The sequence below is a fragment of the Flavobacterium sedimenticola genome, assembly GCF_030053345.1.
Classification (GTDB): domain Bacteria; phylum Bacteroidota; class Bacteroidia; order Flavobacteriales; family Flavobacteriaceae; genus Flavobacterium; species Flavobacterium sedimenticola.
Genome location: NZ_JASGBP010000006.1, coordinates 168,333 through 174,884 on the forward strand (window position 1 = coordinate 168,333; position 6,552 = coordinate 174,884).

Below are 6,552 nucleotides of genomic sequence, written 5' to 3' on the forward strand. Positions count from 1 at the left end.
AAGACGGTATTTAAATGCAATATTTAAACGTTAGCAATATAACCAGTATTGCAGTTCCTGAATAAATAACTTTATTAAACTATCGTAAGAGCGAAAAATGACCTTTGTATTCTTTTCCGTTTTGTCTTTTTACAACAAACCAATAGTCATCGGCAAATACCTCTTTGCCATTATAAGTGCCATCCCACCCGAAGTCAGTGCCTTTAAAAGCAGTAATTAACTTACCGTATTTGTCAAAAATGAATAATTCCATTTGAGGCTCTACAAATGAAAATTTTATCTGCCAAGTATCATGGTATCCGTCTCCGTTAGGAGTAAAGTATTTGGGATACATCAAGAGGAAAACTTCGTCAGCGGTGGTTCCGCATCCTTTTTTATCTCGAACGTAAACAAGATACTGACCGGCAGGTAATCCTGAGAAAAAATGACTGTCTTGAAAGGTAATATTGTCTAAAGAATATTCATAGTCTCCGTCTCCGGTAACCGAAATTGTAATGTTGTTTTGATTGTCTGTCCAATCTCCTATTTCAATGTTGGTTATCGTTGCGACATTGGAATTATACACAACAAAATCTTCTGTAGTTCCGCATTGGATTTGCCCGTAATCTTTCAGCACCGTAACAGAATAGTCTCCTGCAACCGGAATTGAGGTGCTTGATGTGATACTGCCGGTTGTCCAGTTATAGCTGAAGAAACCACTAGGTGCTGTTACCGTTATCGGATGCCCTTCACAAATGGTATAACTATCGGCTATATTCAAAACAGGCTCAGGATTTACCGTAAGCATAAATGAAGTTGTTGCAAAACAAGTACTGCTTGCACGGTTTGTTATTCTGATATAAATGGTTTGAGGTGAGACGGTATTGGCAAAAAATAGAGGTATTGCATTGCTACCGGTATTGGCATCGTTTATTGAGGTGTGATAAGTAACATCGAAGTCTGTTAGTGACTGACTGCCTAAAACAAGGACTGTTTGTTGATTTAAATCGAAAATTTCAGCACTATCACTTCCACTATCACAAGCATATAAATTATGGGGTTGCATAGCAACTATGGGCATAGCAAATAAACCTATTTGAAAAGAAGTGGTCGCAAAGCAATTACTGTTTTGGTTGTTCTCTACTCTAACATAAAGCGTTTGCGGGTTGCCGGTATTCTGATAGTTTACAGGTAAGGGGTTGCTGTTGGTATCAGCATCATTCTGATTGGAATAGTAATTAACAGTGTAAGTATTTGGATTCTGATTGCCTAAAACAATTGTTTTAACATTTTGCAAATCAAAGATTTCAACACCATCATTGGTTGAATCATCACAAACAAAAATATTATTAGGCGTGTTGGCAATAGGCGTGTTGAATAAAGTAAGTGTAAAATTGGTGATGGCAAAACAATTTGTATTGACCAAATTGTATACTTTGGCATAAATTATTGTAGCACCAAGTGATAAAGTATAATTATTGGGCAAAACATTTATGTGGCTATCAGCATCAGAAGCACTTAAAAAATAGGCTACACCAAAAGTAGTTGCTGCTTGGTTACCTAAAAGAGTGTTGTTATATTGAGATAAGTTGTAACTCGTATTCATGGTACCGCAAACAGACTGGTTTGCAATGCTGTTGGCAATAGTTGGAACAGCAGCTATAGTGATGATTTTTGATTTTGATGAAGTCCCGTTTATTGAGGTTGCGGTTAAGGTAACGGTATAATTACCCGGCGCAGCATATAGGTGTGTTGGATTCATAACGTTTGATGTTGGACTACCGTCTCCAAAATCCCAGTTGATAGAAGTTATTACTGAAGCGTTGTAGGGTGTGAATTGAGTGGGGCTACCCAAGCAAAAGTTCTCTGCTGTAAATGAAGTATTAAAAAAAGAGGTGATAAAAGGCGGAAGGCCGGATTTAACAATTTTGTTAGGTGCCAAAGGTTGTCCGTTATGAATATAATTACAGGCTAGGCCTAAACTATCCGGATTGTTTATTACTCCTATCGTACCAAGGTATCCTGTGGCACAATAAATTTTACCATTAGGGGCTAATTGCAACGCAAAAAGATAATTGTAGGTATTGTAAATAACTGTTTTAGATCCCGTAATATTAGAACTCAGTAAGTCAAATTGTCCCAATTCCATATGCTGATTTACTCCAATGCGATAGGTAGCATATAGCTTTTCGGAATCGGGTGAAAACTCAATACCGTATGCTTGTATATTGGGTATTACATCTATTGGATTACTTACACTTCCAGTGAGCGCATCAAAATCAAACAACTGAATACTCCCGCTACTGAATGCGGCCTGACCGACAACGTTTCCGTTTTGTTGATGGGCTATAGCCAATTTTTGTCCATCCGGTGACGCTTTAAGATAGCCAATTGCATTTCTTCTGTAGCCATCTAATGTTTGATTTGAGCCTACAGCAGAAATTACCGGCGTTGTCATAACACCTCCGGCAGTTACTTTGAAAGCGTAAAATTTGTTAATGAAATGGGTAATTACCCAATAACTGCCGTTACCCTCATTTTTAATGGCGGTTATTTTTTCAGCACATTTATATTTTATTTCTTCTCCATTGGGGTTGGTGTCGTAGGTTATTAAGTGATTATTACGGGAGATAACATTCCCAATACTTCCGTTGCTTCCCAAAACACTTAAGTCAACAACACTGTAATTGAACCCGTTGTTTTTTCCGTCATCGGTGGTTGGAGTTTGGCCACTATCTAATTCGGTGTAAGTGCCGCTGAATGCATTGGGGTAGGCTGCTGCATTTTGATAGTGTGGTTCATCAACGGTAAATATATAATAAATGTTTGGGTCGTCCGGTTTTGGGACTATTATGGCCGATTGAGTGCTCGAACTGTCGCCAAAGAGTTCGGTTCCCAGATCAAAGCTGCCATTAGGCATCTGAATATGATTGCGATCCCAAACTGTTCTGCCGTCAGTATAAAATAATACATTGCCATTGGCATCCGCAATGGAACTGCAACCCTCCTCGGTATTAAGCTGACCGTCTGATAGGGGAGTGACAGTTCCCGTGTTTTGAAATTTCAGTCCGGCATTTTGTCCAAAATACCAAACACTCGCCTCTTGTTGTGTGAAGGCGCGTGAGGATATAAAAAGAAAAATAATCAAAACTGATTTTTTCACTTGAAACGGTCTATTCTTTGGTTAATATTATAGCTTTTACAGAAGAAAAATGATTGCTCTGATAGGGAAAAGATTTTGCGTCATCATATTCAATCTTCATCTTTTTAGATGTCAGTTGAGTAATTCTGCCATCCCTAAAAATAGAAGATAATGCTATAATGCGGTATTCATTAGGTGTTAAGTAATAATCGGTACAGTCGCTTCTTAAAAAAGCTTCACAAGTGTCGTAATGGCTAAAATATTCAATGTCGGGGTAGTTAAAATCCACAAAGTCTCTTTTAGTTGCGCACAAGTTAACATAGGGTTCAATGGTTCCGTCCGGTTTTATTGATTCTTTGATATGCCAAACCCCTTCCAAGGTTTGGAAAGACGGAGTGAGGTTGTTTTCTCCACCTTCGCCACTGCATGACGAGAATACTATTCCCGTAAATGCAAAAATTAGAATTGTTTTTTTCATTGAAATATTTAATTTTCATTTTATTTTTTCACTCTTTCACTCTTTCACAAACCGTTCGCTAACCACCACCTTGCCATGAGCATGCAATACCAGCAGGTAAATCCCTTTGGGCAAAACCAGGGGCAATGTAGCCTGCAACCGGCTACTCGCTACCGGGTTACTGCTATACACTACTTTACCCGTCATATCATATATTTTCAACCCATCCACCACCGCATTGCCACGATACGCAAACTGCAAAGTCTCACCCACCGGGTTAGGGGAGATGACCATTTTTACTTCTTCAAAATCCTCATTGCTTAGGGTACACCCCGGCACGGTGATAGCGGTAGGTTCACTCACGGTTGTCGTTCCGCCATTACCCAGTTGGCCAAAGTCATTTGACCCCCAGGTATAAATGGCACCATTGGCCTTTTGAGCCATACCGTGAAACCAGCCACCGGTAACTCTTACCCAGTCGGTATCGGTACCTATTTGCACGGGTTGGGTTCTATTAGTGGTGGTACCGTCACCCACTTGTCCGGTATCATTACGTCCCCAGCCCCACAGGGTACCGTCACTCTGTATTCCATAAGAGGTGCTGTGTCCGGTGCCTATATACACCCAGTTGGTATTGGTGCCTACTTGCACCGGGGTATCTCTAAAATAAATAAGAGGAAAACTATCACCCACTTGTCCTTGCCCTCCATCGCCCCAACCCCAAAGGGTTCCATTGGTTTTCAAAACCAAGGCATGGCCATAACCGGCACTGATAGTGGCCCAATCGGTTTCCGGGCGCAACTGAGTAGGATATTGTCGTGAGCCTACATTCGAAGGGCCGACCAATCCGGTACCGTTCCCTCCCCAGCCCCATAGGGTACCGTTGCTTTTTAGAGCCAAAGCAGTTCTGACACCTGTAGCTTCAATTTGTGCCCAATCGGTGTCAGTTCCTATTTGACCTGGAGACAAACGATTACTACAACAAGTACCATTGCCCATTTGGTAACTGTCATTTTGTCCCCAGCCCCATAGGGTACCATTTACTTTTAGGGCTAAAGTGAAACTGTTACTGGGAGAGACTTGTGTCCAATTGGTATCAGTTCCCATTTGAGTTAAGGTGTTAATATATATAATTGTATTACCGATACCTAATTCTCCAGAATTATTACTTCCTGAACACCAAAGTGTACCATTAGTTTTAAGAGCAAATGTATAATACTGCCCACAAGCTATTTTAAGCCAGGTAGTATTGCTGGTAATCTGAGTAGGTGTTAATCTATCCATTTCTGTTCCATCACCTAATTGTCCTGCGCCTCCTGAACCCCAGCCCCATAGAGTACCATTGGGTTTAAGGCCTAAATTAAAATAATTCCCTGAACTGATACTGCTAAAACATTGGGCGTTAATGCCAAGGGCATAGCCTAAAAATCCTAATAGGAGTAGTTGTTTTTTCATCAATTGTGTTTCCTTTTATCTTGAGAAATATTTATTCTTTGACAAATTTTTCGCTAACCACCACCTTGCCATGAGCATGCAATACCAAAAGATACATCCCTTTAGGTAAGACTAGAGGAAGGGCAGCCTGCAACCGGCTACCCGCTACCGGGTTACTGCGATACACTACTTTGCCGGTCATATCATATATTGTCACCCCATTGACCATTTCACTGCCCCGATACGAAAACTGCAATACCTCTTGCACCGGGTTGGGAGCGATCATCAGTTTTACGCTCTCAAAGTCTTCATGGCCCAGCGTACACCCCGGCACGGTGATGGCAGTAGGCAAACTCACGGCTGTCGTTCCGCCATTACCCAGTTGGCCAAAGTCATTCGACCCCCAGGTATAAATGGCACCATTGGCCTTTTGAGCCATACCGTGAAACCAGCCACCGGTAACTCTTACCCAGTCGGTATCGGTACCTATTTGCACGGGTTGGGTTCTATTAGTGGTGGTACCGTCACCCACTTGTCCGGTATCATTACGTCCCCAGCCCCACAGGGTGCCGTCACCCTGTATTCCATAAGAGGTGCTGTGTCCGGTGCCTATATACACCCAGTTGGTATTGGTGCCTACTTGTACAGGCGTATCTCTAAAATAAATAAGAGGAAAACTATCACCCACTTGTCCCTGCCCTCCATCGCCCCAGCCCCAAAGGGTTCCATTGGTTTTCAAAACCAAGGCATGGCCATTACCGGCACTGATAGTGGCCCAGTCGGTTTCCGGGCGTAACTGGGTGGGGTATTGTCGCGAGCCTACATTAGAAGGGCCGACCAATCCGGTACTATTACCACCCCAGCCCCATAAGGTCCCATTGCTTTTTAAGGCTAAAGCGGTACGAACAATTCCGGCAGTTTGAATGAGTACCCAATCGGTATCGGTACCTATTTGTCCGGGGGACAGTCGGTTACTGCAACAAGTACCATTGCCCATTTGGTAACTGTCATTTTGCCCCCAGCCCCATAGGGTTCCGTTGGACTTAAGAGCGATGGTAAACCCGTTACTGGCAGAAACTTGGGTCCAATTGGTATCGGTTCCCATTTGGGTAAAAGTGTTAAGATAGCTCACAGTGCTTCCTATACCCAATTGCCCGGTTGAATTATTACCGGAGCACCATATAGTGCCATTAGTTTTGATAGCAAAAGTATCATAAGGGCCACAAACTACTTGTTGCCAATCAGCCGTTGCAGTTATTTGTGTTGGGGTCCATTTATCAGTTTGGGTCCCATCCCCCAATTGTCCGAAAGCAGAATTAGAGCCCCATCCCCATAGAGTACCATTGGGTTTAAGGCCTAAATTAAAATAATTCCCTGAACTGATACTGCTAAAACATTGGGCGTTAATGCCAAGGGCATAGCCTAAAAATCCTAATAGGAGTAGTTGTTTTTTCATCAATTGTGTTTCCTTTTATCTTGAGAAATATTTATTCTTTGACAAATTTTTCGCTAACCACCACCTTGCCATGAGCATGCAATA

At 42.0% G+C, this 6,552-nt stretch carries 4 protein-coding genes; all 4 read right to left on the reverse strand.

The window, feature by feature from the left end:
• Window positions 1-79: 79 nt before the first annotated feature.
• From QHT84_RS10650 to QHT84_RS10665, 4 genes are read right to left on the reverse strand one after another with little or no spacing between them, the layout of a single operon-like run.
• Entirely contained in the window at window positions 80-3,142 is a 3,063-nt protein-coding gene (locus QHT84_RS10650; protein ID WP_283239545.1) for a T9SS type B sorting domain-containing protein, read from the reverse strand.
• A 10-nt stretch (window positions 3,143-3,152) separates the two neighbouring features.
• Window positions 3,153-3,599, reverse strand: coding sequence for a hypothetical protein (locus QHT84_RS10655; protein ID WP_283239546.1), 447 nt, complete (start codon window positions 3,597-3,599; stop codon window positions 3,153-3,155).
• A 36-nt stretch (window positions 3,600-3,635) separates the two neighbouring features.
• Window positions 3,636-5,033 carry a T9SS type A sorting domain-containing protein gene (locus QHT84_RS10660; protein ID WP_283239547.1) on the reverse strand — a complete coding sequence of 466 codons (1,398 nt, stop codon included), beginning with the start codon at window positions 5,031-5,033 and terminating at the stop codon, window positions 3,636-3,638.
• 31 nt (window positions 5,034-5,064) lie between these two features.
• A complete protein-coding gene (locus QHT84_RS10665) occupies window positions 5,065-6,468 on the reverse strand; it encodes a T9SS type A sorting domain-containing protein (RefSeq protein WP_283239548.1) in 1,404 nt (467 codons plus the stop codon).
• Between the last annotated feature and the right edge of the window lie 84 nt (window positions 6,469-6,552).